The organism is Brachybacterium sp. GCM10030268, assembly GCF_042666305.1.
Lineage (GTDB): Bacteria > Actinomycetota > Actinomycetes > Actinomycetales > Dermabacteraceae > Brachybacterium.
The window spans coordinates 1-1,752 of sequence record NZ_JBHTCW010000023.1 but is presented as its reverse complement, the minus strand read 5'-3'; the positions used below and the strand labels follow the sequence as shown (position 1 = coordinate 1,752).

At 64.7% G+C, this 1,752-nt stretch carries 1 protein-coding gene; it reads left to right on the top strand.

The window, feature by feature from the left end:
• Positions 1-95: 95 nt before the first annotated feature.
• Positions 96-1,733 (top strand): IS1634 family transposase, encoded by a 1,638-nt coding sequence (locus tag ACFQRD_RS16630; RefSeq protein WP_377804787.1) that lies wholly within the window; start codon positions 96-98, stop codon positions 1,731-1,733.
• Positions 1,734-1,752: the final 19 nt, after the last annotated feature.

The window sequence follows — 1,752 nt, the reverse complement described above, 5'->3', positions numbered from 1 at the left end:
ACCTGACTTGATGCACGGTGATGTCGCTGGCGAGCTATCAACCCGTTGACCTGGAGGTTTGTGGGTCGAGGTGGGTGATTCGGGATACTAACGGGGTGGCGTTCGTGCGGAAGGTGAGGACCGGGTCCGGAGCGACTGCGGTGCAGGTCGTCCAGAAGCGGCACGGGAAGCTGGAGATCATCCAGCACCTCGGCTCCGGTCATAGTCCGGTCGAGGTCGCACTGCTGGTCCAGCGGGGCCGCGAGATCCTCCAGGGCGAGCAGGAAGCCCTCGAACTGGGCGTGGATTCCGGAGCGGATACCACGCTGGCCCGCCCCGCAGAGCAACAGCCCCAACTCATCCCGACTGCTGCACCACCAGCAGAGACGTCTGCTGCGGGAAGTCACGGTGGTGTTCGCGTCGTGGGAACCACCAGCGATGTGCTCTGGTCCACGTTGAGAGCTGCGTACTCGCGCCTGGGCTTCGGGGTCGTCGAGGACGAGGTGTTCGAGCAGGTCGTGCTGGCACGCTTGGTGGAGCCGACCTCGAAGCTCGATTCGATCCGTGTGCTCGAGGGGCTGGGTGTGGATCCACCGCATCACGCGACGATCTATCGCCACCTCCGCCAGGCCCAGGAACGCCGCTATCGCGACCAGATCGCCACGAAGTGCTTCGAACACACCGCCACCAGCGGCGACATCTCTCTGGTCCTCTACGACGTCACCACGCTCTACTTCGAGGCAGAGTACGAAGATCAGTTGCGCAAGGTCGGCTACTCCAAGGAGCGCCGGGTGGATCCGCAGATCGTGGTCGGGCTGCTGGTGGACCGCAACGGATTCCCGTTGGAGATCGGCTGCTTCGAGGGCAACCATGCGGAGACCCGCACGATCGTGCCGATCATCAAGCAGTTCCAGGACCGTCACAACCTCGCCGACATGGTCGTTGTCGCTGATGCGGGGATGCTCTCCACCGCCAACCTGACCGCGCTGGACGAAGCGGGTCTGAGATTCATCGTCGGCTCGAGACAGGTCAAAGCCCCCGGTGACCTCGCCAATCACTTCCACTGGAACGGGGACGCCTTCGAGGATGGACAGCTGATCGACACCATCACGCCCCGCCACGGCAACGCCAAAACGGAGCAGAAGCGGCGCCGGCGGGAACCGGTCTGGAATGCCGAGGAGCATCCCGGGCATTGGCGCGCGGTCTGGGCCTTCTCGAAGAAGCGCGCTACCCGGGATGGGCACACGCTGACCGCGCAGGAGAACCGTGCCCGCGCGGTCATCGACGGGGACGCGGCGGTGAAGTCGACCCGGTTCGTCAAGACCACCGCCGCGGGCCGGGCCCTCGACGAGGGGTCCCTCGAACGAGCTCGTGGCCTGGTCGGGCTGAAGGGCTACGTCACCAACATCCCCGCCGATGTCATGCCGCCGGCTGAGGTGCTCTCGAGCTATCACGACCTCTGGCAGGTCGAGCAATCGTTCCGGATGAGCAAGAGCGACCTGCAGGCCAGGCCCATGTTCCATCGGCAACGCGACTCGATCGAAGCGCACCTGACCATTGTGTTCACTGCCCTGGCGATCGCGCGATTCATGCAGAACGCGACCGGGCTGAGCCTGAAACGGATCATCACCACGCTGCGCCCGATCCAGTCCGCGCTGCTGCAAGCCGGCGATCACACCCAACTGATCCCGCCCCAGATCCCCGAGGACGCCGCCACGATCATCGAGCAGATCACCGGGCAACCGGGACACTAAGCAAATGCATCAACTCAGG